The following is a 22,066-nucleotide window of genomic DNA, read 5'->3' as shown; positions in this document are numbered from 1 at the left end:
TCAATCCCGGTCACCCCCAGCTTCCGTTGACGTATTTACCATGTGATCGGCTGTTTTGGCCAGCCGGGCAAACATCCGGTTCCGCAGTGGTTCCTCAATCTCTTCTTCAACGAGTGCCTGTCCCATACAGGAAAGCCAGGCATCCCGGCGTTCAGCAGTAATAGGAAAAGGCATATGCCTTGCTCTCAGCATCGGATGACCGTGCTCTTCTGTATAGAGAGCAGGCCCCCCGAAAAATTGGGTTAGAAATTGTATCTGTTTACGCTTCGTTTCTGTTAAATCCTCCGGAAAAATCGGTGCCAGTTCCGGATGAACTTCTACATGGGAATAAAAGCGGTGAATGACGTTCTCAAGCCGCTTTTCTCCAAGCAGTTCGTAGACTGATTTCTCTTCATTCATCATAATATCCCTCTTTTATTACATACCGTAATTGTAGCAACTAGTCATGCCTGGAGCAACAAATGTGAACTATTTATGACAATTTCAGTTTCAGCTTTCCTCAGGCAGACTTTTCTGTTTTTTAGCATAGGCTTAGATAGAAACTATATGGCCTGCTGGAAAGCACATTTATTTATCCCGATGACTTATATTAAGGGCTGAGGGACGAGAGGTCAACGAAGAAGGCTTCTTAAAAGAAGATCGAAATGGAGATTCTAAAGCAATCTGATCCTATTTTGTTGGTATATTACCTGTTGGAAAGGCGGTCTGCGTATCTTTAGAATCGCTGCGGGAACATAAAAAAAACAGAGAAGCCGGGCTTCTCTGTTTTCTGACTGCTGTCTCAGGAACTCTACACTCGTGCAGCATCATAGTTTGCCAATACTTTTGGTACATAGGCCTGCGTTTCTTTAAAAGGAGGGATTCCGCCGTGTTTATCTACATTGCCGGGGCCTGCATTATAAGCGGCCAGAGCCAGTGACACGTTTCCATTATACTTGTTCAGCATCTGTTTTAAGTATCTCGTACCTGCGTCTACATTCTGTGCCGGATTAAAACTGTCTGTCACACCAAGACCTCTTGCTGTCGCAGGCATGAGCTGCATTAATCCGCGGGCGCCGGCATGGCTGACAGCATCTGTTTTATAATTGGATTCCTGTTTAATGACGGCATGCACCAACGCCCGGTCCACGCCGTGCTTATCCGCCGTTTGGTTGATCATGTCGTGGACCGACGATGGAGCAGGCGTTGAAGAGGCGGCCGCCGTTGCAGCGGGAGATGCCTGAAGCGGTGAACTGGAAGCGGCAGCCTGCTGTCCTTTGGACTCGGCGAGAAGCTCTGCAAAAGAATATAATTTGTTGTCACCGTTATTCTGCTTCATTGCCCCTTCCTGCATCCGGCTCCACTGCTGCATCATTTTAATCTGATAGGACTGATGAAGAAATGTAGGATCGATCATCCCTGATTCATCTCCTTTTAATTGTTTTCTTTGTTCTCATATACAGCTTGATAAAACCGCTGGATTTTATTCGGAGGCTCATTCCATTCGAGCTCCAGATCCGCTAAGAGTGATTGGAAGTAGGCTTTTCCTTTTTCTGCAGAGCGGCATTCAAATTCAAGTTCGTAATCTTCGGTTCCCGCATAGAAAGAATGATCCAGAACGAGCATACCTTCAGAGATTTCCATCTCCCGGCGTGTTGTTTCCAGGCTGCCTAGATAAACGAGTGCTGGCATGCCGCCAAGAAAATGGCGCAGCTGTGCCGTCGTTTCTCCTTCCGGCAGGATTCCTTTTATTTTTGCAGCTTCAAACGAATTTTCTCCGATAGGCTGATTGGTTTCGAGAAGCCCTTCTTCATGAGGCTGCTTTAAAGTAAGTTCCCACGTGCTTCCCTTTTCTCTGATCCGGAGGGCAGCATGTTTCCTTCGTAGTGCCATATCGTCGGTTTCAAAGTAGTGATTGACCTGGTGGAAGGGCTGCACCCCGGTAAACTGCTCCAAAAGACGGTCATAGGCGGCACGGGTTAAAAGTTGTTTAAATTCAATCTCTATTTCCTGAGGCATCGAACCTTCCTTTCTCCGATCGTCCCGGGCTGAACAGGAAGCGTGCAGACAGCCGGAGGGACGGCTTTCTTTTATTATTCCATACCGGACCAGGAAGAGCAATGCGTCTTCGGTTTTTCATTTACAAGAAAGGGAATAATAGATAATATGGTAGACTGGAAGTTAGAGAAAGGTTGGTGCAGCTATGATTACAATTACGAAATTTGAAGAAGAAGAAAATAAACTGACGGCCAAGCCGGATGTAACACTTCCCTTTCAGGGACTGACACCGGAGTCACATATGCTTGTGGACTCTGACGGCGGGGCATTCGTATACCTTCTGGCCCATCAGGAAGAATTTATTCATCTCCGCTTTGAAGATCATTTGTGGGAAACGCTCAATACATACAGAGAGTCGGAGCCTGCAGTTTTTGTAAAAACCGGATTATCTGAAGTAGAATTGACCGCTTTCTGGGAGGAGCTCTCTTTTCTGCTGGACAATATCGTAGGAAACCACAATTACGGCAAAGAATTTGTGGAATCGGTTGAGAGGACTTTTCATCTTCAGACAGAGGAGGATTAAGCGCTATGATGGATTGGGACGTAATGCTAACGCCATACCGGCAGGCAGTAGAGGAACTCAAGATCAAGCTGAAAGGTATCAGGGATCAATACCAGCTCACGTCCCGCCACACACCTATTGAATTTGTCACCGGACGGGTGAAGCCGGTTTCCAGCATTTTAGAGAAAGCAAAAAGAAAAAATATTCCGCTGAACCGCCTGGAGACAGATATGCAGGATCTGGCCGGCGTCCGCGTGATGTGCCAGTTTGTCGGAGATATTGATACGGTTGCGGAGCTTATCAAAGCCCGAACGGATTTTACTGTTGAAGAAGAGCGGGATTATATAAAGCATAAAAAGCGGAGCGGGTACCGTTCGTACCATATGATATTAAAATATCCCGTTCAGACGATCGACGGAGAAAAGCAGATTCTCGTCGAACTTCAGATAAGAACGCTTGCCATGAATTTCTGGGCGACAATTGAACACTCCCTGCAGTACAAATATTCCGGTATGATCCCGGATGAGATTGAAAAGAGGCTGGAAAAAGCGGCTGAAGCTGCTTTTCAGCTGGATGAAGAGATGTCTAAAATCCGCGGAGAAGTACAGGAAGCACAGCAGATTATGCTGAGGAAGCAGGAAGATGCGAGAAGGAAGCCGTAGAAGGAGGAAAGCCTATGAAGTTTAATGTCCGTTCCCGGGGAGACCATGATTCCAACGTACTGACGCAGCGTGTTAAAACGTACCTTGAGGAATTTGATCTTGAATATAATGAAGCAGAGCCGGATATTGTTATCTCCATTGGCGGGGATGGCACGCTCCTTGAAGCGTTTCATCAATATGCCCACCGGCTTGATGACACGAGTTTTGTCGGGGTGCATACGGGACATCTGGGATTTTATGCAGACTGGCAGCCGGATGAAGTAGAGAAGCTCGTTATCCATATTGCTAAAACGCCGTTTAAAGTCGTGGAGTATCCACTGCTTGAAGTGCTGATCCGCCACACGAATGATATGGAGGCAGAGCGGTACCTCGCATTAAATGAATGTACGGTGAAAAGCATGGAAGGCTCACTCGTCATGGATATCGAGATTAAAGGGGAACAGTTTGAAACGTTCCGCGGAGACGGCCTCTGCATGAGCACTCCCTCCGGAAGTACAGCGTATAACAAAGCGCTTGGAGGAGCGATTCTTCATCCGTCGCTGTCTTCGATCCAGCTTTCTGAAATGGCATCGATCAACAACCGCGTCTACCGGACGATCGGCTCGCCTGTCGTTCTTCCTGAACATCATACGTGCCTTCTGAAACCGAGGACAGAAGGAGATTTTCAAGTAACCATCGACCACCTGACACTGGTTCAGAAAAAAGTGAAATCGATTCAGGTCCGTGTCGCAGATGAGAAAGTCCGTTTCGCCCGATTCAGACCTTTCCCATTCTGGAAACGGGTGCGGGAGTCCTTTATTTAATGCCGGCTGTAATAAAAATGAAACCTCAATCCGTACAGCAGCTCCGCGAATTTCTGCGCTGTGAGGCATTATTTTCCCGGAAAACACTTGCTGAAGTAAAATTTAACGGCGGCCGTATTGAAGTGAATGGTCTGGAAAGTGGGGTGCGGGAATGGATATACCCCGGAGATGAGATAACGGTATACCTTCCGCCGGAAACCATCTCACCGGGGATTCTGCCGGTATCGATTTCCCTGCCTTTTCACTACGTGGATGACCATCTCATCGTCCTGGAGAAGCCTGCTGGTCTGCCTGTCATTCCGACGTCGGATCCTGAAGAACCAAGTGTGTGCGGAGCAGTGCGCTTCTATGAGGAATCCAATCGTACAGGAGGCGGGATCCATCCTGTGCAGCGCCTGGACAGACATACGTCCGGGCTTCTTTTATTTGCAAGAAACCGTCATACACACAGTCTGCTTCATCGAATGCAGCTGGAAAAATCAGTGGAGAGACAGTACGTATTGGAAATGGATACACTCCCCTGGTGGATGGTCTGCGATGTTAGAGTGCCTATCCGGAGAAAAGAAGGCAGCATTATTGAAAGAGAAGGTGCAGCGGAGGGGCAGTATGCAAGAACAAGGTTCTACAGGCGGAAGGACGGGTTGATTGCAGCTTTTCCTGAAACCGGCCGGACGCACCAGATCCGGGTGCACGCGGCCTGGTGCGGGCACCCGTTGAGAGGCGATACGCTTTACGGCGGATCAGAGCAGGCGACCCGGGGGCAGTTTCTTCACGCTGCCGGACTTTCCTTTACCCATCCAATAACAAACGAGCGCCTTCAGTTTTACTCCAGGCCCTCGTTTCCACCTTCGTAACGAAATTTTTCCGGATTCAGTTTCTGCCGGGAAAGAGAAGCGACCGTTTGTAATTCCGGATAGCGCAGTGCAGTCAATTTACCGCCGAATACACATCCGGTATCGATATTGATCGTTCTGCCGACGACTCTGGCAGCAGTGGTCGGCGTATGACCGTAAACAATCCAAGAGCTGCCCTGTGGGTAAATGAATGGCCAGTCCTTCCGGATGGGAAGGCCGGATTCATCAAAGCCATCTGTATCGCCATACAACACGAAGTGCCGGATATCCCGGTCATGCCTGCCTATATCGCGGTGCCTGATTCCGGCATGGGCGCAGACAAGGTTTCCATCGTCCAGCTGCAGATAGAGCGGAGCATTCTCATACAGTTCCATGAACAGGTGTTTCCATTCGTCTTTTTCAGTTTTTGTCATCCGCTGGTATTCGCGGACCGTTGTTTCCAGGCCATGATTTACAGTAACGTTATTGCCTTTCAGCCACCGGTAGAGCTTGTTACAGTGATTGCCGGGACAGTATAAGGCATGACCGTTTTTCACCCAACGAGCAACATCTTCTGCCGTGCCGGTGGAGTCGGGTCCGCGGTCGGTGAGGTCGCCGATAGAAACGAGGAGGCGGCCGTCGGGGTGCACGGGTCCGCGTTCTGTTCGTGTATATCCGAGTTTTGCTATCAGCTCATAGAGCTCTTCCCTGCAGCCGTGAATATCGCCAATAATGTCATACATAAAAACACGTCCTTTCCAAGCGTATTGTAGCACGGGAAGTTGACGAACTGCCGGGCGTCGGGTAAAATTAGCACCAGATCATAATACCAATTCGTGAAGGAGGCGTTCGAGAATGAACCTGGATCTGTCCAGCCGAACGTACATAGTTATGGGAGTTGCAAACAAACGTAGTATTGCCTGGGGAATTGCAAAAGCACTGGATGAGGCTGGAGCCTCGCTAATTTTTACGTATGCAGGAGAGCGTCTGGAGAAGAATGTTAGAGAACTGGCATCCAGCCTGCAGGGAGAGCATCATGTTCTATCCTGTGATGTTACGAGTGACGAAGAAATTGAGCAGACATTTGAAGAAGTGAAAAAGATTTCCCCTGTTATTCACGGAATCGCTCACTGTGTAGCCTTTGCCAACCGCGAAGAACTGGAAGGGGACTACATGAATACAACGAGGGAAGGTTTCCTTCTCGCCCATAACATCAGCAGCTACTCGCTCACAGCAGTGGCGAAAGCGTGCCGTCCGCTTATGACGGAAGGAGCAAGTATTGTCACACTGACGTACCTTGGCGGTGAACGAATCGTTAAAAATTATAATGTCATGGGTGTAGCGAAAGCTTCACTTGATGCGAGTGTTAAGTATCTGGCAAATGATCTTGGCGCCGAAAACATCCGTGTCAACGCGATCTCTGCTGGACCGATCCGTACGCTGTCTGCGAAAGGAATCGGCGGATTTAATGATGTACTGAAGCAGATGGAGGAACAGGCGCCGTTAAAGCGCACGGTAACCCAAGAAGAAGTGGGTAAAACAGCGTTGTTTTTGTTCAGCGATCTCGCAAGTGGTGTTACGGGAGAAATGATTCACGTGGATGGCGGCTATCACGCTGTCGGTTTGAAATAAAACAGGTTTGAAGGAGAGTGGATGGGGAAGATAACCCGTAAAGGAGGGATCTTTTATGGGTTATATTCCACCGGTACGCGATGAACAGCCGATGCTGTATGCTCAGCGTCAGGAAATGAACCGGTCTCATCCACTTCGGGTTTCCGCCCCGTTTCCGGCAGCCTATCCGGATCTTCTGGAAGAACGTCCTTATGCCAATCACTTCCAGCGGTTCGAACAGATAGCGAAAAGGAAACTGGAAAAAGAGCATCCGAAATCTTCTTTTCCAATGGCTGCAGCCGGCACTGAAGAAGGTGCGGAAGCAGTTGAACGGAAACAGGCTTCTGCCAGAAAGCACGAAGCAGCATACTCAAATAAAGGGAAATTTTTCGATTCTTCCATATAAACGAAGCTCCAGACGCCGGCGTCTGGAGCTTCTTTACGTATCGTATGACAGCAGAAGACTTCTGCCTGGGAACAAACTGACTGCTTAGAGCGTTTTTTCTTCAGCTGCGGCAGCACGGGCTTCTTTCTGTTCCCGCTGCCGATTGCGGAAGATAAAGGAAAACAGAAGCAGCGCTCCAAGTGCTGTCAGGCTGATGGCTAAAAACAGATTTGACTGGAGAAACACGTTTTCCTGCAGTGTCAAAGGGTTCAACTGCAGGGAGGTGGATTCCAGGTCCAGAAATGCACCGAATATGGCACTGGAAACCGCACCCGAGAGAAAGTTCATCAGGTTAAACATCCCGATCCCGATTCCCGTTTTCTCGGATGGTATCAGTTCTGTCAGCAGGTTGGCCGTAGAACTCTGAATGAGTGGAAACGCAGCATACTGAACGAGTATGCACAGAGACAGCAGCAGAGGTGGAACGCCGATAAAAATGGAAAGAAGAAAGCTTCCTGATATGGCCAGAATGAAAGCCGTTTTTAATACCGGCTCACTGCCATACGTTTCTACAAACCGCCCGCCGCGCTGTCCGACGATTGCGGCAGCCATGGCGCCGGGAAACAGGAGCAGCCCGATTTCCATTGTATCCAGACCGTAAAGCTGCCTTGCAATGATCGGTACGATGAAGATCATACCGAACATGACGCTCGTACCTAGAAAGCTGGTCAGGACAGCGGTCGTGTAGTATTTGTCCTTAAGCATCCCGGGATCAATAAAAGGTGCCGGGTGATTCCGGATGTGGAGTACGAAAAGTACAGCGAGTCCGATAGACACAGCAAGTCCGGTCAGGCTGAGCATCGTAATAAAAAACAGCAGGCCGGTCACCGCTCCGGCTGTCAGAAGGGCTCCGATAATATCAAGCTTTCCCGGGCGCCTTTCTTCATGCGGCAGCCAGCTCCGCAGAAACGGTATCGCAGTAACCGAAAGAATAGAGAGAATAAATAAATACCGCCAGTCGAATGTGCCGCCGATCAGGCCGCCTGTAATCGGACCGAGCCCGGAAGCGAATGCGACTGTAGCGGAAACGGTGCCGAATACACGTCCTCTTGATTCGGGCATAAAGCGTGCCGGGATGATAAACGCGAGTGCCGGGATTGTAGCACCCCCGGCAGCCTGGATCATGCGGGCTGCGAGAAGCTGAGGATAAGATTGGGAGAAGAAACCGAGTGCCGCTCCGCCCGCGAAAAGAATAATGCCGATTGTAAGAAGACTTCGTATCGCATACATATCGGCGAGTTTTCCATAGATAAGCGCTCCGACAGCGAAAACGAGAATATAGCTTGTCATAACCCAGGTAACTTCTGAGGGATCCAGTGAAAAGTCCGCAGCTATATCGGGGATCGCAACATTAAACATCGTTCCGTTCATAACGGTAAACGTAAGGATGATGCAGATTAAAAAAACGAGTTTCTTTTTCTCTGCTTTTGTTAGTAATGCATCTTTCTGGCTCATTTTATGTCCTCCTGATAGAATGACGGAAGGTATCATGAATCTGATAGGCGAAAAACGGAAGCAGTCCGGGCGAATCAAAATCATTATTTCGAGTCTTGAAATACTCCCGATCATTATTCTACCCGCTGCTATACAAAAAAACAAATGAGCACATACTGACATGAATAAAAGGAGATGGACGAATGGCCTACTATGCCGTAATAACTGGAAGTCTGCGGACGAATTCCGTAAACAAAGCAGTAGCACGTTATGTAGAGAAAGCATCCAGCAGAAAACTAAAGCACGCATCCATCGATCTTCCATTGTTTAACGGAGATCTGGAAGAAAACGGAGATCCGGAAGCTGTACAGCAATTTAAAGATCTCCTCGCAGGAGCGGAAGCGATTATCATTATTACTCCGGAATATTCCCACAGCATTCCAGGCGTGTTAAAAAATGCGCTGGACTGGGCGGGCAGTATGTCCGTACGAAACGTATTGGAATCGAAAAAAATACTGTTAATGGGTGCTTCCCCGATGGCACAGGGAACAGCATTTTCACAGGCTCACCTGCGTCAGGTTCTCCAGGCGTGCGGTGCATGGGTACTGCCGCAGCCGGAACTGTTTATTGGAGCAGCGCCGAAAAAACTGAGCGATGACGGAGAACTGAATGATGAAGCCACGTTATCCCGGATCGATAAGGCTCTGCAGGCGTTTGATAATTGGGTGCAGGAGTAAGGAGGTTTTTCATGGAGCTGGTAGATTGGAGCTACGGGCGCAGGTATCAGATTAAAGCCATTTTCTCTGCCTTTCCTAATTCCACGGTGATCTTCCGGTCCTTTCCTTCCTATTATTTCATTTATACCGTGAAATGGTCTGATGCAGATCCTGTCGTTACAAGGGATGACCTCGTGACAATGGAGAAAATGATTAATGATATGCTCGGTCTGCTGGATAATTATGAAATGCGTCTGTCCCGGAGAGCATCAGTAAAGGAGGCAGAACGAAATGGATGAAAACGAAAGTAAAAAAGAAATGGAGCAGCGCGTCATTGACAGCTTCCGGCAGGATGAAACGATGATGGCCATGGTGTTTTCGCAGTGGTGCATTAACAATGGCCTGGATCCTGAATCTGTATACCGCGAAGCTTACGGTACGGCTGTAAATCCTGTGCTTCAGGAAGCGGTCAAACTTGCCGTACCAAAAGAAGAAGCAGGGGAAGTATCCTCGGAAACAGTGATACAAGTGCTTTCATTATTTGGAAATGATACACTTGGTGAAGTGGTTTATAAAAAAGCACATATGAAAGGAAGAGATGAATCATGAATTGGAAAACAGCAGCAGTAACAGCAGGAGGTATGCTGGTACTTGCCGGATGCGGCACAGACAATACGGAAGAAAATGAAGCAGGAGGAAGTAACGCCGGGGAAAACACGGGCGGGAATAATTCCTCGGACGATGTTTTTGAGGTGGCGGTTATTCCTTCGCAGTCCGTTGGTGAAATGCAGGATGGCCTGACAGCACTGGAAGAGCACCTTGCAGCAGAAATGGATCAGGAAGTGGAAGTAGAACACTATCCAAGCTATAACGCGGTGGTCGAGGCTATTAACTACGGCCACGTGGATCTTGCCTACTTCGGTCCGACGACATACCTGATTGCACACGAAACCAGCGGTGCCGAAGCGGTTATCACTCAGAATGTCAACGGAGAGCCTTACTACTACTCCTATATGATTACACAGCCGGATGCACCGTGGGACGACCTGGACAGCCTCATTGATGATGCGGAAAACATCGACTTTGCTTTCGGAAGCCAGTCCTCTACATCCGGATTCGTTATCCCGGGTTATGAATTAAAGCAGCAGGGCGTCTATGAAAATGAAGGGGAGTATGAATTTAACAGCGTCCGCTTTACCGGCTCCCATGACATTACGGCAACCGTCGTAGCCGAAGGAGACGTCGATGCAGGCGCTATCGATTCTGCCATTTTCACTCAGTTGATCGACGAAGGCATGATCAACGAAGACGACTACAAAATTATCTGGGAATCCGATCAGCTGTATCAATATCCATGGGCTGTCCCGGAAGGAACGTCCGATGAAGAGAAGGATGCTGTACGTGAAGCTTTCTTGTCCATTGAAGATGAGGAAATATTGAGTATATTCGGCGGTGCGGACTCCTTTGTGGAAGCATCCCACGATGAATATGAGAGCATTATGGATGCAGCAAGATCCTTCGATCTGCTTGATCCGGAATCTTTGGAAGACTGATACTAATGTAAGGGGAAAAGGAGCAGCGCATGGTTTGGATCCGAAAACGATTTATTGTATACGCAGTACTTATAGCCGCTGCCCTTGTATTAAGCGGTATAGGTTCGGAATTTTCACTGAGCGGACTGCTGGATCAGTCTAATACGATTGATTTTATCCGTGAAAATTTTGCAAGTCTTCAGTGGAACTTAATGCCTTATCTGCTGGAGCAGTCTCTTATTACGCTCTCTGTAGCTTTCCTGGGAACATTTGCAGCGCTGTTGATTGCCCTGCCTGTCAGTCTTCTCGCTGCTGAAAATACATCGAGATCAAGAGCTGGATTTTACGGAATCCGCTCTTTTCTCAGTCTCGTCCGCTCAATCCCGGAAATTGTGTTCGGTCTCGTTTTTGTCGCTTCTCTGGGACTTGGGCCGTTTGCAGCACTCCTGGCTATCTTCTTTCACAATGTTTCCGTTCTCGGCAAATTGATTGCCGAACTGGTGGAATCCTCGGATAAAGGGCCGCAGGAGGCGATGATGTCTGTCGGAGCCGGGAGAAGGGCAGGCCAGATTTTCTCTATTCTGCCGCAGATTTGGCCGAATGTGCTGTCACACTATTTCTACCGGTTTGAAGTGGCGATCCGTACATCACTTGTTCTAGGTATGATCGGCGGCGGTGGATTGGGACAGAGCTTGATCAATTATTATAACAGCTTTGCCTATGAGTCTATGGCGACAGCTATCGTACTTATTATGGTGATGGTCATTATCGTGGATGTAACCGGCGGCATCGTGCGTAAGAGGGTGATTTAATGACAGAGGAGCAGAAAGTTATTCAGTTGGCCGACGCGTCAGTAATTTATGAAGAAGGTGCAGACCCTGCGCTGAAAAATATTAATCTGACTGTAAAACAGGGTGAATTTATCTGTGTACTGGGGAGAAGTGGTGCGGGTAAATCTACGTTCATCCGAACGATTAATGCGCTTCAGCCTCTGCAGGAAGGCAGTGTGCAGGTACTGAATAAAGACCTGGCCGGCCTGAGTGAAAAGCAGATACGAAGTGTACGTGCGGATATCGGCATGATTTTTCAGCATTTCCATCTGATACCGCGTCTCTCCGTGCTGCAGAATGTATATACGGGGCGGTTCGGCCACAGACCATCGTGGAAAAACCTGCTCGGTATTTTCAGCGATCAGGAAAAGGAAACAGCAGAACATTATTTAAGTGAAGTAGGTCTCTTAGAATATGCCGGGCGGAGAGTGGAGCGTTTGAGCGGCGGCCAGAAGCAGCGTGTCGGTATTGCGAGAGCGATGGTTCAGGAACCCGCGGTCCTCCTTGGGGATGAACCGGTAGCCAGTCTGGATCCGACGACATCGGATCATATTTTTCAACTTCTGCGCAGGCTGCATGAAGATCGGGATTTAACAACCATCGTCAACGTCCACGATGTGGAATTGGCATCTGCCTACGCAGACCGGATTATCGGTCTGTATGAGGGGGAACTTGTCTTTGACGGGAAGCCCGGCGATATGAATCAGCGCACACTGCAGTCCATTTACAGATAGGACTGCAGTATTTTCGAAGGTGCTGGTATATGAAGCAGGAAATGCGGTCCTCCGCGTCGAAGTATATAATTTCCGGATTTGAATTCAGCCGCTGGAAACATTTTTCCGGCAGAAAGGACACCGTCATGTTTCATCGCTTTCAAAAGGAGATTCTGAAAAGCTACCTGACAGGATCGCTTTTGGCTGTATTTGGGGTTGGCGGTGTCCTGCTTTTTCAGACGCTGCGTCTGAATACGTATGAAATAGTCGTTTTCCTGATTATTATTTCGATTTCTGTCGTTGTCATGCTTTTGAGTGAGTACGCATTATACAGAAAGCATGCACGGCCATTAATAGAAGTTTCCGCAGGGAATGAAGAAGAGAGCGTGCTGCAGCGTGCTTTCATTCAGGCTCATCGATTCCCGCTTCTTACTGTCAGGCGGATTCTCGGACCGCATTTGTTCGGTCTTGGTATTCCTGCCTCCCTGTTAACATGGGCGGCAGCCACGAACGGTTTCGTTCAGCTGGAATGGATTTATTTTTTGTATGCATGGATCGGCGCGCTGCTGATTGCTGTTATGCATGCCATGGTGGAGTTTTTCCTGACAGCAGGCCCTTCCAGAAAATTTGCAGAAGAGATTATGAGGCTGTATAGAGACCGGTTTGGGAAGTCCCTCACGCTTCACCGGGCTTTTTATGTCCGATTTCGTACGAAGCTGTTTATCAGTGTGTTTTTCACCGCTGTTTTTCCTGTAAGTCTTCTTCTTATGGCACTCGAAATTCGATCCCTTGAAACTGGCGGTGAAGTGGACCCTGCCTCTTTCTGGACATGGGCTGTTGTCATTCTGGCAGTAGTTATTGCGGTGTCGCTTCTGGGAGCCTATCTATTGTACAAAAACATCCGGGAGCCGTTGGAGGCTATTCAGCAGCAGTTTCTGCTCGTCAGTGAAGGAACATTTGAACAGATGGACAAATCGTATTCCGATGAATTTGATGACCTGGTCCACGGATTTAATAATATGGTCGAAGGAATTCAGGAACGGGATGAAAAAAATGACGCCCTGTTAAACAGCGTTTTTGCGATTTTCGCTGTTACGCTCGATGCCCGGGATGAGTATACGGCCGGTCACGCAGAGCGGGTGGCGGATTATGCTGTAAAAATTGCTGAAAAGGTCGGGTATACAAAAACGAATAAAGACATTGTCCGTAAAGCAGCGCTGCTTCACGATATCGGTAAAATTGGTATCCGCGATGAAGTACTGCTGAAACGGGAGCGTCTTACCAATGAAGAATTTCAACTTATGAAAGAACATCCCGTTATCGGCGAAAAAATGCTTCTGCAGGCACAGCTTCCTGAGGAGTTAAAGCCTGTTCTTGCGGGGGTCCGGCATCACCACGAACGTTTCGACGGGGGCGGATATCCCGATGGGCTGAGCGGACGGGATATTCCGGAGCTTGGTCGTCTTCTTTGTGTAGCGGATTCGTTTGATGCTATGACTTCGGACCGCCCTTATTTGAAGGGGAGATCCAGAGAAGAGGCGCTCCGAATTATTGAGCACGGCCGTGGGACGCAGTTTGATCCTGTTTTTGCAGATGCTTTCCTGGAACTCTTCGTTCAGGAGAAAAGAGAATTCGACCGGACAGCTGGAGAACTTTATTCTTAACAAGGAGGGATTCGTAATGTTCTGCAGAAGAGCAGTAAAAGAAGACATTGAAGATATTCGTGAAATTGCGGTTCAGTCATGGCACGATACGTATGAGGAATTGATTCCGAGAAAAACACAGGATGCTTTTCTGGAGAAAGCGTACAATGTGAGGCAGCTTGAAAAACGACTTCAGCGTTCCAACATTTTCGTCTGTGAGAAAGCAGGCAGAGTGATTGGGTTTGCCGGTTACTTTCAGGAAACACCGAACGCGGCAGAAGTCTCGGCGATCTATGTGCTGCCGGGAGCACAGAGAGAAGGGGTCGGCTCTGCGCTGATGAGGCACCTCTGGGCTCATATGCAGAACGTGAATGAAGTTCACGTTGATGTAGAGGCTGGCAATGAAAAGGCGGAATCCTTTTATAAACAGAGAGGGTTCAGGGAAGAGTCCGAGTTCGATGAGGTTTTTGAAGGCCACCCCCTGCGGACGAAACGCTTCCGGCTGAAACTCCAGGAGCAGAGCTGAATTCCTGATCCATCATATAGAAAGCCGTCTGCGCTATGCTGCAGACGGCTTTCTTTTTGGTCGAATGGAGTATAATAGGAGCGCTGTCCAGATAAAGGCGAATGCTGCTCCATGCGCTGCAGTGAATGGTTCTCCATAAACGAGTACTCCAAGAAACAGCATGGAGGTAGGCGCAATATACTGGAGAAAACCGAGCAGAGACAGAGGGATCAGTCTGGCCGCAGAGCCGAATAATAAAAGCGGTACAGCTGTCGCAGCTCCCGTTCCGGCCAGCAGCAGAGCCGTAGATAGATCCGGCAGATATAAGATGGAGGACAGATCCCGGTGGATGATCAGCAGATAAACAATGGCCGGTGGCAGAAGAAACATGGTTTCTAATATGAGTCCTGTCATCGCTCCTATCTGTGTCTGCTTTTTAACGAGTCCATACATTCCGAAGCTGAATGCAAGTGCGAGTGCGACATAAGGTATCTGGCCAAAGGATATAGTCAGTATAAGCACTCCGCACACAGCTAGTCCTACAGCTGTCCGCTGCCTGTTGGATAAACTTTCCTTGAAAAAAAGCACTCCGAGAACGACATTTATCAACGGGTTGATGTAGTAGCCGAGACTGACCTCCACCACCCTCTCTGCTGCCACTGCCCAAATAAATAAGATCCAGTTAATGCTGATAAAAAAGGCGGAAAGCATAATACCTGCAGAAATTTTCGGGTGATCTTTTATGTACCGGAGGTCTTCTTTCAGCGTACCAAGTTTCCTCAGTGCCCAAAAGAGTAAAATGAGAAAGAGAAAGGACCACACTATGCGGTGGGCAAGCACCTCACCCGCGGATATTTCGCCTAACAGTTTCCAATAGATCGGCAGCAGCCCCCAGAGCGAATAGGCTCCAATGCCGGCGGCAATCCCTTTTGAACGCTCATCCTGCAGCATACTGTACCCGCCTCCTTTCTGTCATAAAGAAGCCTGCCGGTTTCCACTTGGAATACCGACAGCCCCCCTGTATTCTATGCTATACCAAAACTTCTTACACTATATCTCGAAACACGAAAGAAAACAAGAACCTTCCTATTTAAATCAGATTAGTTGCTTTCTTCTTTGTGCACTCCGTATAATTTCAGTTGGTAACTTAAAAGGAGGCGGATAAAATGAAGGCACTTTTATTAGAGGAAGCCGGAAAATGGAGAGAGATGGAGATCGGTGAAGTCGATACTCCTGCTCCGCAAAAAGGAGAACTTCTTGTCCGCATACATGCAGCGGGATTAAATCCTGTAGATTACAAATCGGCTGAAAATGGCATACCTGCCTGGGAATATCCTCATGTGCTCGGTCTGGATGCAGCCGGCACCGTTGAAAGTACAGGTGAAGATGTGACGGATTTTGAACCTGGAGATCCGGTTATGTTTCTTCAGGATATGACGTCGCGCGGAGCGTTTGCAGAATTTGCAACAGCAAAGGCTCATACAGCGGTAAAAATTCCTTATAATGTTGTCTATGCGGATGCTGCTGCCCTTCCGGTTGCTGCATTCACGGCATATCAGGCGCTGTTTCACCGTATGCGTGTCGCTCCGGGAGAGTCCATTCTTATTCATGCAGGTGCAGGAGGAGTCGGAAGTTTTGCGGTTCAGCTTGCCAAAGAGCACGGACTTACGGTATATACAACAGCTTCCGAAGAAAATCATGCATTTGTGAAAGAGCTCGGGGCCGACATTGCCATCGACTACAAAGAAGAATCATTTGTAGACCGGGTACAGACAGAAACAGGTGGAACCGGTGTCGATCACATACTGGATACCGTCGGAGGATCGAATGCAGAGGAATCACTCCGGGCCCTCTCATTTAACGGAAGCATCGCATTTATGGCGGGTGCTCCCGATATAAATGGATCCATTGATTTTTCCCACCCCAAATCTTTTCATCATATCGCGCTGGGAAGCGTCTATCAGTCGGGGAACGTCCGCGAAGAACAGAAGCTGGCTGAAATGGGGCGTACGCTGCTCGATAAGCTGTCCAATGGAAAACTGTCTGTTCATGTGACACAGAAAGTGCCGATGGTGGATATTCCAAAGGCACTTCAACAGCTGGAAGAAAGACATGTTCGGGGGAAAATTGTTGCAGAATGGTAGGTCATCCTGATTTATGCAGAAAGCAGAATAGTTGAAATAACGAAGAGGTGCTCCCAACCCGGGGCGCCTCTTTTTTCTACATATATCGACAGCCGGCATTTCTGCAGGCGGTGAATGGTGAGGGCCATTTTTCTTCAAAGCGGTACCGGCAGGTTTTAACACGCTGGGCGCTTGGATAATAGTAAGATAAATTGCCACTTGACTATACCCCTTAGGGTATATAGAATAGGGGTACAGGTATTTAAAGAAGAAAGAAGGGATGCAGGATGAAAGGTTCGTTTCTGCCTGAATGGATGAGGCAGTATGAAAAGGGATATATAAAAGATGACGTCACAGCAGGCATCATCGTTGCTGTGATGCTCGTACCTCAGGGGATGGCCTACGCAATGCTTGCCGGTATGCCGCCGGTAACCGGGCTTTACGCGTCGATCGTACCAATTCTTATTTATGCACTTATCGGCTCTTCCCGCCAGCTCGCCGTCGGCCCGGTAGCAGTCGTTTCGCTTCTCGTTTACGCCGGAGTGTCGCCGTTGGCAGAGCCTGGAAGTTCTGAATATATAACACTTGCGGTTGTGCTGATGATGATGGTGGGGCTGTTGCAGCTTCTCATGGGTGTTTTAAAACTCGGATTTGTCGTTAAATTTTTCTCCCATGCCGTCATCAGTGCATTTACATCAGCTGCAGCGATCATTATTGCGTTTAGTCAGCTGAAACATGTTCTCGGAGTACCGCTTGAAGAAGAGCAGTTTCTGCCGATGGTTGTAGAAGCCGCTTCCAGACTCACAGAAGTCAACGGGTGGGCGTTTCTCATCGCCGCTGCAAGCATTCTGCTTCTGCTGGTGTCTAAAAAGTGGATACCATGGATTCCTGGACCGCTGCTTGTCGTAGCAGCAGGAACGCTGTTCGTTTACTTTTCAGGACTCGGCCAGCAGGTTTCCATTATTGAAGACGTTCCATCCGGACTTCCCGGGTTTGCTTTTCCAGCAGTAACAGTGGATCATTTGATACAGCTCGCACCTACTGCGCTGACAATCACGTTTATTGGTTTTATGGAATCGTTCGCGATGGCAAAAGTCATTGCTGCAAAAGAGAATTACCGGATACATGCGAACCGTGAACTGGCCGGGCTTGGCGCTGCAAATGCCGGAGGCGCGTTTTTCGGTGGATTTCCAGTGACGGGCGGATTTTCCCGGTCAGCCGTTAATTATGAATCCGGAGCTAAAACGCCGCTTTCTTCTATAGTTACAGCATTTTCGATCATGCTGACACTGTTATTTTTGACCAGCTTGTTTTATTACCTTCCAAATGCAGTTCTGGCAGCGATTATCATCGTGGCAGTATATAAACTCGTCGATATAAAAGAAGCAAAAACGTTATTTAAACTCCGCCGGATCGATGGCATCGTCTGGACAGCTACATTTGCAGGAACGCTTATTCTGGGAGTAGAAACAGGTATTATAGCCGGGATTATTTTCTCACTGGTTGTCTTCATCTGGCAGAGTGCGTATCCGCACACCGCAGAGCTTGGCTACGTGGAATCAGACGAAGTTCTCCGGAATATTGAACGCTTTCCGGATGCGGTGGTGAAAAAAGATACACTTATGCTGAGGATCGATGCCCCGCTCTATTTTGCGAACGCTGCTTTTGCAGAGGAAAAACTTGAAACGCTTATTTATGAAAGAGCTGAGCTGAAGCGGATTGTTCTTGATTTTTCCGGCGTCAATTCTGTCGACGCTGTAGCAGTGGAAGAAGTCACCCGCTGGAAAAAAGAGTGGGAGGAAAAAGGTCTTGAGCTGGTCATTGTTGAAATGAGAGGCCCTGTCAGAGATGTGTTTATGAGAGCCGGGTGGAGGGAAAAAGATCTTCACATACCCCTTAGGTATGCAGAAGAGCAATATTTTGACTCAACCAGGAAGGCAAGGTAAACTATACCCATACACGTATTGAAGGAGAGTGGAAGAATGTTTCATTTTACTGTCACATCGCCATATACACTGGATCAGACGGTCGACCGTGCTGCAGAAGCTTTTCAGGAGGAGTCGTTTGGTGTTCTCTGGAACTTCGATGTGAAAGGAAAGCTGGATGAAAAAGGAGTCGGGCTGGATGAAGGCTTCCGTGTTCTCGAAGTGTGCAGTCCGAAAGTTGCTAAAGACGCACTGTCAGCAACGAAAGAAGCGGGCTACTTTCTGCCGTGTAAAGTTGTAGCCTATGAAGAAGAGAATGAAGTGAAGATCGGGATGCCCCGTCCGACAGTGCTCATGAAGCAGACAGGCAATAAAGAGGCGGAGAAACTGGCAGAGGACGTGGAAGAACGAATGTCACGTGCGCTGGAGGCAGCCGTAAAATCTGAATAGGGAGAGAACGACTATGGAATATACACCACAGATGAAAAATAGAGTGAAACGTGTGGAGGGACAGGTAAAAGCAGTCCTCCGCATGATGGAAGAAGAAAAAGACTGCAGAGACCTGGTCGGTCAGATGTCTGCAGCAAGAAATGCGATGGACCGTGCCATTGGACTCGTTGTCAGCTCCAACCTGGAACAGTGTGTCAGGGAACAGATGGAAAACGGGGAAAGCAGTGATGAGCTTATCCAGGAAGCTGTGAATATGCTCGTCAAAACCCGGTAGCAGCGCATTACTAAAAAATATCATATGGGGGTTGACGCTATATACCCCCTATGGTATATTAATAACAGATCAGCCGTTGCTGTTTAACGCGGCTATTTTTTACAACAATATTAATACCCATACGGGTATAAGTACACTGGGAGGATGAACAATGGAAGAACGTAAAAAAACGAACATTATTTTATTCAGTGGAGATTACGACAAAGCGATGGCTGCATTTATTATTGCAAATGGAGCAGCAGCCTACGATCACGACGTAACGATTTTTGCAACATTCTGGGGACTGAATGCGTTCCGTAAAGATGAAAAGATGAACGTAGAAAAAGGAAAAATGGAAAAAATGTTCGGTAAGATGATGCCGCGTGGAGCAGAAAACATGGGTCTTTCCAATATGAACTTTGCAGGCATGGGTCCGAAAATGATTAAAAAAGTGATGAAAAAACACCAGGCAATGCCATTATCCGACTTAATCGAAATGGCACAGGAACAGGAAGTAAACATGGTTGCCTGCACAATGACAATGGATCTTCTCGGTCTGCAGAAAGAAGAGCTGATTGACGGTCTGGAGTACGGCGGCGTCGCAGCATACCTTGCAGAAGCGGAAGACGGTCAGGTTAACTTATTCATTTAATACAGGAGGGGGTTCCCAGTGAAAGAAATATCCGCTCCGGCACTGTTAAACTACCCGCCGGAACAATTAGTAGATGTAAGAGAGAACGCGGAAGTCCGGTCCGGTATCATTCCCGGTGCGATTCATATACCGCTGGGTGAGATACCGGGACGGATGCAGGAATTAGATAAGAGCATGCCGGTAACGATTATCTGCCGCTCTGGTAACAGAAGTGCGCATGCAGCAGAATACCTTGAATCATTCGGCTACGAAACAGTCAACGTCACCGGCGGTATGAAATCGTGGCCAGGAGAAATAAGCCGCTAAACTAACGCATCAGGAGGAATTTTTATGACTATTCAAGTACACGAAAAGCTCGACGCAAAAGGACTTGCGTGCCCAATGCCGATTGTAAAAACAAAAAAAGCAATTGGAACAATGGAGCCCGGACAGGTCATCGAAATTCAAGCTACAGATGAAGGGTCGCTTGCGGATCTGAAAGCGTGGGCGAAAAAAGCAGGTCATCAATATATCGGCACCAACCGCGAAGACGGCGTACTCGTTCACTATGTCCGCAAGTCATCCGGAGAAGAAGAACAGGATACGTCGTTTGAAAGAACGGTATCAAACGAAGAACTGAAGCAGAAACTTTCTGAAGATGTTCAGGTTGTTGATGTGAGAGAGCCGGCAGAGTATGCGTTCGCCCACATCCCAGGTGCAGTATCCATTCCATTGGGAGAATTGGAGAGCCGTCTTTCTGAACTCGATCAGGCGAAAGAAACGTATGTTGTGTGCCGGACAGGTTCACGAAGTGACCTTGCAAGCCACCAGTTGACAGATAATGGATTTACAAATGTAACGAACGTCATTCCGGGTATGAGCGAATGGGATGGCGAAACCAAAAATAACAACGAGTAATGTGGAGGGATTAGTATGACAGTAACAATGTGGAACGCATCAGACGTAGCAGAGCGGGTTGTAAACCAGAGACCACTATTTATTCTGGATGTCCGGAACGAAGACGCATTTGCGGACTGGAAAATTGAATCTCCATCCTTTGAATATAAAAATGTTCCCTATTTCGATCTGCTCGACGGCGTAGAGGAGCTCGTAACGGAACTGCCGAAAGATAAAGAAATTCTCGTTGTCTGCGCAAAAGAAGGATCATCGGAAATGGTAGCGGATATGCTCTCAGAAGAAGGCGTGGATGCTGCAGTTCTTGAAGGCGGCATGAAGGCATGGAGTGAGCATCTGGAACCTGTGAAAGTCGGCGATCTGCCGGGCGGAGCCCTGTATCAGTTTGTACGCCTCGGAAAAGGATGCCTCTCGTATATGGCCATCTCTGACGGAGAAGCTGCCGTGATTGATGCCACCAGAATGAGCGATGTATTTGTAAAGTTCGCTGAAGAGAAAGGTGCAGAGATAAAGTATGTATTCGATACGCACCTTCACGCCGATCATATTTCCGGAGGCCGTACGATCGCTGAAGAAACCGGAGCTCAGTACTTCCTTCCTCCAAAAGATGCGGAAGAAGTAGTATTTGATTACGAGCCTCTTAAAGATGAGGATACAATGCAGATCGGGAGTGTCAAACTGGATATCCAGGCTGTCTATTCTCCGGGTCATACAATCGGCTCCACATCCTTTATCATCAATGACGAATATTTGTTATCCGGTGATATTCTCTTCATCGACTCCATCGGCCGCCCGGACCTTGCCGGAAAAGCAGAAGACTGGGTCGGAGATCTCCGGGAGACACTGTACAGCCGCTACCGCGGACTAAGTGACAATCTCATGGTTCTCCCGGCACACTTTATGGATATGAAGGAAGTAAACGAAGATGGAAGTGTAAAGCGTCAGCTTGGTAAACTTCTGGAGGAAAACCATGGCCTGAATGTGAAAGATGAGAATGAGTTCCGCAGAATGGTAACAGAAAATCTACCGCCGCAGCCAAACTCCCACCAGGAAATCCGGGAGACGAACATGGGTAAAATAACGCCGGATACCGAGCGTAAACGCGAAATGGAAATTGGACCAAACCGCTGTGCGGTGCGCGGCTGATAAAGCTGCTGCTCTCTGTACAGGGAAAATTTAAATCAATTAATAATTATCTAACTGGAGGAATGACAAATGAATGCACAAAAAGTACTGGACGCCAAAGGACTTGCCTGCCCGATGCCGATCGTCAAGACAAAGAAAGCAATGAATGACATTGATTCCGGAGAGGTACTGGAAGTTCACGCGACAGATGCCGGTGCAAAAGCGGATCTTGCTGCATGGACGAAGTCCGGCGGTCACGAAATTCTGGAGCAGAACGAAGAAGACGGCGTGCTGAAATTCTGGATTAAAAAAGGTTAATGAATAGGAAGAGCAGCCGGAGCAGGAAGCCGGCTGCTTTTTCTTTTGACTGATAAAAAT

Annotated in this window: 29 protein-coding genes; 23 read left to right on the top strand and 6 right to left on the bottom strand. The window is 48.2% G+C overall.

The genetic code is table 11. The features are described from left to right. The 3 genes from C6I21_RS13095 to C6I21_RS13085 form a co-directional block, all read right to left on the bottom strand. Nucleotides 1-402: a globin domain-containing protein gene (locus C6I21_RS13095; protein WP_181186251.1), complete on the bottom strand. Its 402-nt coding sequence runs from the start codon at nucleotides 400-402 to the stop codon at nucleotides 1-3. A gap of 388 nt (nucleotides 403-790) precedes the next feature. Further along, a complete protein-coding gene (locus tag C6I21_RS13090) occupies nucleotides 791-1,396 on the bottom strand; it encodes a lytic transglycosylase domain-containing protein (protein WP_105959940.1) in 606 nt (201 codons plus the stop codon). Between the two features lie 17 nt (nucleotides 1,397-1,413). Next, nucleotides 1,414-1,998 (bottom strand): CYTH domain-containing protein, encoded by a 585-nt coding sequence (locus C6I21_RS13085; protein ID WP_105959939.1) that lies wholly within the window; start codon nucleotides 1,996-1,998, stop codon nucleotides 1,414-1,416. A gap of 184 nt (nucleotides 1,999-2,182) precedes the next feature. On the opposite strand from C6I21_RS13085, the gene C6I21_RS13080 reads away from it, so the two are divergent. Genes C6I21_RS13080 through C6I21_RS13065 form a run of 4 tightly spaced genes read left to right on the top strand, consistent with a single transcriptional unit; the run spans nucleotide 2,183 to nucleotide 4,858 of the window. Beyond that, complete coding sequence (locus C6I21_RS13080; RefSeq protein ID WP_105959938.1) at nucleotides 2,183-2,560, top strand: UPF0738 family protein; 378 nt, start codon at nucleotides 2,183-2,185, stop codon at nucleotides 2,558-2,560. A 5-nt stretch (nucleotides 2,561-2,565) separates the two neighbouring features. Then, entirely contained in the window at nucleotides 2,566-3,201 is a 636-nt protein-coding gene (yjbM, locus tag C6I21_RS13075) for a GTP diphosphokinase (protein ID WP_105959937.1), read from the top strand. A 14-nt stretch (nucleotides 3,202-3,215) separates the two neighbouring features. Next, entirely contained in the window at nucleotides 3,216-4,004 is a 789-nt protein-coding gene (locus C6I21_RS13070) for an NAD kinase (protein WP_105959936.1), read from the top strand. A gap of 17 nt (nucleotides 4,005-4,021) precedes the next feature. Then, nucleotides 4,022-4,858, top strand: a complete 837-nt coding sequence (locus C6I21_RS13065) for an RluA family pseudouridine synthase (protein WP_181186250.1) — start codon at nucleotides 4,022-4,024, stop codon at nucleotides 4,856-4,858. On the opposite strand, the gene prpE is transcribed toward C6I21_RS13065, so the two are convergent. Next, nucleotides 4,828-5,580, bottom strand: coding sequence for a bis(5'-nucleosyl)-tetraphosphatase PrpE (gene prpE / locus C6I21_RS13060; RefSeq protein ID WP_105959934.1), 753 nt, complete (start codon nucleotides 5,578-5,580; stop codon nucleotides 4,828-4,830). The genes C6I21_RS13065 and prpE overlap by 31 nt on opposite strands. A gap of 112 nt (nucleotides 5,581-5,692) precedes the next feature. Between prpE and fabI the strand changes: the two genes are divergently transcribed. Both fabI and C6I21_RS13050 read left to right on the top strand, forming a co-directional pair. Beyond that, the gene (fabI, locus tag C6I21_RS13055; RefSeq protein WP_105959933.1) at nucleotides 5,693-6,469 is read left to right on the top strand and encodes an enoyl-ACP reductase FabI; all 777 of its coding nucleotides are present in this window, start codon (nucleotides 5,693-5,695) and stop codon (nucleotides 6,467-6,469) included. A gap of 55 nt (nucleotides 6,470-6,524) precedes the next feature. Next, a complete protein-coding gene (locus C6I21_RS13050; RefSeq protein ID WP_105959932.1) occupies nucleotides 6,525-6,854 on the top strand; it encodes a hypothetical protein in 330 nt (109 codons plus the stop codon). An 84-nt stretch (nucleotides 6,855-6,938) separates the two neighbouring features. Here C6I21_RS13050 and C6I21_RS13045 read toward each other — a convergent pair whose 3' ends face one another. Further along, nucleotides 6,939-8,348, bottom strand: a complete 1,410-nt coding sequence (locus tag C6I21_RS13045; RefSeq protein WP_105959931.1) for an MFS transporter — start codon at nucleotides 8,346-8,348, stop codon at nucleotides 6,939-6,941. A gap of 182 nt (nucleotides 8,349-8,530) precedes the next feature. On the opposite strand from C6I21_RS13045, the gene C6I21_RS13040 reads away from it, so the two are divergent. From C6I21_RS13040 to C6I21_RS13005, 8 genes are read left to right on the top strand one after another with little or no spacing between them, the layout of a single operon-like run. Beyond that, complete coding sequence (locus C6I21_RS13040) at nucleotides 8,531-9,064, top strand: NADPH-dependent FMN reductase (RefSeq protein ID WP_105959930.1); 534 nt, start codon at nucleotides 8,531-8,533, stop codon at nucleotides 9,062-9,064. A gap of 11 nt (nucleotides 9,065-9,075) precedes the next feature. Next, nucleotides 9,076-9,342, top strand: a complete 267-nt coding sequence (locus C6I21_RS13035; RefSeq protein ID WP_181186249.1) for a hypothetical protein — start codon at nucleotides 9,076-9,078, stop codon at nucleotides 9,340-9,342. Then, nucleotides 9,335-9,652 (top strand): hypothetical protein, encoded by a 318-nt coding sequence (locus tag C6I21_RS13030; protein ID WP_105959929.1) that lies wholly within the window; start codon nucleotides 9,335-9,337, stop codon nucleotides 9,650-9,652. The genes C6I21_RS13035 and C6I21_RS13030 overlap by 8 nt, the downstream gene beginning before the upstream one ends. Next, entirely contained in the window at nucleotides 9,649-10,596 is a 948-nt protein-coding gene (phnD, locus tag C6I21_RS13025) for a phosphate/phosphite/phosphonate ABC transporter substrate-binding protein (protein WP_105959928.1), read from the top strand. The genes C6I21_RS13030 and phnD overlap by 4 nt, the downstream gene beginning before the upstream one ends. A 29-nt stretch (nucleotides 10,597-10,625) precedes the next feature. Beyond that, nucleotides 10,626-11,387 (top strand): phosphonate ABC transporter, permease protein PhnE, encoded by a 762-nt coding sequence (gene phnE, locus C6I21_RS13020; protein WP_105959927.1) that lies wholly within the window; start codon nucleotides 10,626-10,628, stop codon nucleotides 11,385-11,387. Next, a complete protein-coding gene (phnC, locus tag C6I21_RS13015) occupies nucleotides 11,387-12,139 on the top strand; it encodes a phosphonate ABC transporter ATP-binding protein (protein ID WP_105959926.1) in 753 nt (250 codons plus the stop codon). Before phnE ends, phnC begins: the two co-directional genes overlap by 1 nt. 29 nt (nucleotides 12,140-12,168) lie before the next feature. Beyond that, on the top strand, nucleotides 12,169-13,782 hold the full coding sequence (locus C6I21_RS13010) for an HD domain-containing phosphohydrolase (RefSeq protein ID WP_105959925.1): 1,614 nt from the start codon (nucleotides 12,169-12,171) through the stop codon (nucleotides 13,780-13,782). Between the two features lie 16 nt (nucleotides 13,783-13,798). Further along, nucleotides 13,799-14,287 carry a GNAT family N-acetyltransferase gene (locus tag C6I21_RS13005; protein WP_181186248.1) on the top strand — a complete coding sequence of 163 codons (489 nt, stop codon included), beginning with the start codon at nucleotides 13,799-13,801 and terminating at the stop codon, nucleotides 14,285-14,287. Between the two features lie 33 nt (nucleotides 14,288-14,320). Here the strand turns inward: C6I21_RS13005 and rarD are convergent, their stop codons facing one another. Next, nucleotides 14,321-15,217: an EamA family transporter RarD gene (gene rarD / locus C6I21_RS13000; protein WP_105959923.1), complete on the bottom strand. Its 897-nt coding sequence runs from the start codon at nucleotides 15,215-15,217 to the stop codon at nucleotides 14,321-14,323. A gap of 215 nt (nucleotides 15,218-15,432) precedes the next feature. Here rarD and C6I21_RS12995 point away from each other — a divergent pair, with 215 nt between their 5' ends. The 9 genes from C6I21_RS12995 (at nucleotide 15,433) to C6I21_RS12955 (ending at nucleotide 22,006) form a co-directional block, all read left to right on the top strand. Then, on the top strand, nucleotides 15,433-16,410 hold the full coding sequence (locus tag C6I21_RS12995) for a zinc-binding dehydrogenase (protein ID WP_105959922.1): 978 nt from the start codon (nucleotides 15,433-15,435) through the stop codon (nucleotides 16,408-16,410). 266 nt (nucleotides 16,411-16,676) lie between these two features. Continuing rightward, a complete protein-coding gene (locus C6I21_RS12990) occupies nucleotides 16,677-18,335 on the top strand; it encodes a SulP family inorganic anion transporter (RefSeq protein ID WP_105959921.1) in 1,659 nt (552 codons plus the stop codon). A 36-nt stretch (nucleotides 18,336-18,371) separates the two neighbouring features. After that, the gene (locus C6I21_RS12985) at nucleotides 18,372-18,764 is read left to right on the top strand and encodes a DUF302 domain-containing protein (protein ID WP_105959920.1); all 393 of its coding nucleotides are present in this window, start codon (nucleotides 18,372-18,374) and stop codon (nucleotides 18,762-18,764) included. A gap of 13 nt (nucleotides 18,765-18,777) precedes the next feature. After that, complete coding sequence (locus C6I21_RS12980) at nucleotides 18,778-19,038, top strand: metal-sensitive transcriptional regulator (RefSeq protein ID WP_105959919.1); 261 nt, start codon at nucleotides 18,778-18,780, stop codon at nucleotides 19,036-19,038. 151 nt (nucleotides 19,039-19,189) lie between these two features. Continuing rightward, a complete protein-coding gene (locus tag C6I21_RS12975; protein WP_105959918.1) occupies nucleotides 19,190-19,669 on the top strand; it encodes a DsrE/DsrF/DrsH-like family protein in 480 nt (159 codons plus the stop codon). A gap of 18 nt (nucleotides 19,670-19,687) precedes the next feature. Then, on the top strand, nucleotides 19,688-19,975 hold the full coding sequence (locus tag C6I21_RS12970; protein WP_105959917.1) for a rhodanese-like domain-containing protein: 288 nt from the start codon (nucleotides 19,688-19,690) through the stop codon (nucleotides 19,973-19,975). Between the two features lie 24 nt (nucleotides 19,976-19,999). Then, complete coding sequence (locus C6I21_RS12965) at nucleotides 20,000-20,566, top strand: sulfurtransferase TusA family protein (protein WP_105959916.1); 567 nt, start codon at nucleotides 20,000-20,002, stop codon at nucleotides 20,564-20,566. Between the two features lie 15 nt (nucleotides 20,567-20,581). Further along, nucleotides 20,582-21,709: an MBL fold metallo-hydrolase gene (locus tag C6I21_RS12960; protein ID WP_105959915.1), complete on the top strand. Its 1,128-nt coding sequence runs from the start codon at nucleotides 20,582-20,584 to the stop codon at nucleotides 21,707-21,709. A 69-nt stretch (nucleotides 21,710-21,778) separates the two neighbouring features. Next, entirely contained in the window at nucleotides 21,779-22,006 is a 228-nt protein-coding gene (locus C6I21_RS12955) for a sulfurtransferase TusA family protein (RefSeq protein ID WP_105959914.1), read from the top strand. The last annotated feature ends 60 nt before the right edge of the window (nucleotides 22,007-22,066 follow it).

Origin of the sequence: Alkalicoccus urumqiensis (assembly GCF_002993335.1) — a bacterium.
In the GTDB taxonomy this organism is placed as follows: domain Bacteria; phylum Bacillota; class Bacilli; order Bacillales; family Salisediminibacteriaceae; genus Alkalicoccus; species Alkalicoccus urumqiensis.
This window is presented reverse-complemented; position numbering and strand designations above follow the sequence as displayed.

Coding starts and splice junctions, on each gene's coding strand:
- C6I21_RS13095 (WP_181186251.1), bottom strand. CDS start 402: ATGATGAATGAAGAGAAATCAGTCTACGAACTGCTTGGAGAAAAGCGG.
- C6I21_RS13090 (WP_105959940.1), bottom strand. CDS start 1,396: ATGATCGATCCTACATTTCTTCATCAGTCCTATCAGATTAAAATGATG.
- C6I21_RS13085 (WP_105959939.1), bottom strand. CDS start 1,998: ATGCCTCAGGAAATAGAGATTGAATTTAAACAACTTTTAACCCGTGCC.
- C6I21_RS13080 (WP_105959938.1), top strand. CDS start 2,183: ATGATTACAATTACGAAATTTGAAGAAGAAGAAAATAAACTGACGGCC.
- yjbM (WP_105959937.1), top strand. CDS start 2,566: ATGATGGATTGGGACGTAATGCTAACGCCATACCGGCAGGCAGTAGAG.
- C6I21_RS13070 (WP_105959936.1), top strand. CDS start 3,216: ATGAAGTTTAATGTCCGTTCCCGGGGAGACCATGATTCCAACGTACTG.
- C6I21_RS13065 (WP_181186250.1), top strand. CDS start 4,022: ATGAAACCTCAATCCGTACAGCAGCTCCGCGAATTTCTGCGCTGTGAG.
- prpE (WP_105959934.1), bottom strand. CDS start 5,580: ATGTATGACATTATTGGCGATATTCACGGCTGCAGGGAAGAGCTCTAT.
- fabI (WP_105959933.1), top strand. CDS start 5,693: ATGAACCTGGATCTGTCCAGCCGAACGTACATAGTTATGGGAGTTGCA.
- C6I21_RS13050 (WP_105959932.1), top strand. CDS start 6,525: ATGGGTTATATTCCACCGGTACGCGATGAACAGCCGATGCTGTATGCT.
- C6I21_RS13045 (WP_105959931.1), bottom strand. CDS start 8,348: ATGAGCCAGAAAGATGCATTACTAACAAAAGCAGAGAAAAAGAAACTC.
- C6I21_RS13040 (WP_105959930.1), top strand. CDS start 8,531: ATGGCCTACTATGCCGTAATAACTGGAAGTCTGCGGACGAATTCCGTA.
- C6I21_RS13035 (WP_181186249.1), top strand. CDS start 9,076: ATGGAGCTGGTAGATTGGAGCTACGGGCGCAGGTATCAGATTAAAGCC.
- C6I21_RS13030 (WP_105959929.1), top strand. CDS start 9,335: ATGGATGAAAACGAAAGTAAAAAAGAAATGGAGCAGCGCGTCATTGAC.
- phnD (WP_105959928.1), top strand. CDS start 9,649: ATGAATTGGAAAACAGCAGCAGTAACAGCAGGAGGTATGCTGGTACTT.
- phnE (WP_105959927.1), top strand. CDS start 10,626: ATGGTTTGGATCCGAAAACGATTTATTGTATACGCAGTACTTATAGCC.
- phnC (WP_105959926.1), top strand. CDS start 11,387: ATGACAGAGGAGCAGAAAGTTATTCAGTTGGCCGACGCGTCAGTAATT.
- C6I21_RS13010 (WP_105959925.1), top strand. CDS start 12,169: ATGAAGCAGGAAATGCGGTCCTCCGCGTCGAAGTATATAATTTCCGGA.
- C6I21_RS13005 (WP_181186248.1), top strand. CDS start 13,799: ATGTTCTGCAGAAGAGCAGTAAAAGAAGACATTGAAGATATTCGTGAA.
- rarD (WP_105959923.1), bottom strand. CDS start 15,217: ATGCTGCAGGATGAGCGTTCAAAAGGGATTGCCGCCGGCATTGGAGCC.
- C6I21_RS12995 (WP_105959922.1), top strand. CDS start 15,433: ATGAAGGCACTTTTATTAGAGGAAGCCGGAAAATGGAGAGAGATGGAG.
- C6I21_RS12990 (WP_105959921.1), top strand. CDS start 16,677: ATGAAAGGTTCGTTTCTGCCTGAATGGATGAGGCAGTATGAAAAGGGA.
- C6I21_RS12985 (WP_105959920.1), top strand. CDS start 18,372: ATGTTTCATTTTACTGTCACATCGCCATATACACTGGATCAGACGGTC.
- C6I21_RS12980 (WP_105959919.1), top strand. CDS start 18,778: ATGGAATATACACCACAGATGAAAAATAGAGTGAAACGTGTGGAGGGA.
- C6I21_RS12975 (WP_105959918.1), top strand. CDS start 19,190: ATGGAAGAACGTAAAAAAACGAACATTATTTTATTCAGTGGAGATTAC.
- C6I21_RS12965 (WP_105959916.1), top strand. CDS start 20,000: ATGACTATTCAAGTACACGAAAAGCTCGACGCAAAAGGACTTGCGTGC.
- C6I21_RS12960 (WP_105959915.1), top strand. CDS start 20,582: ATGACAGTAACAATGTGGAACGCATCAGACGTAGCAGAGCGGGTTGTA.
- C6I21_RS12955 (WP_105959914.1), top strand. CDS start 21,779: ATGAATGCACAAAAAGTACTGGACGCCAAAGGACTTGCCTGCCCGATG.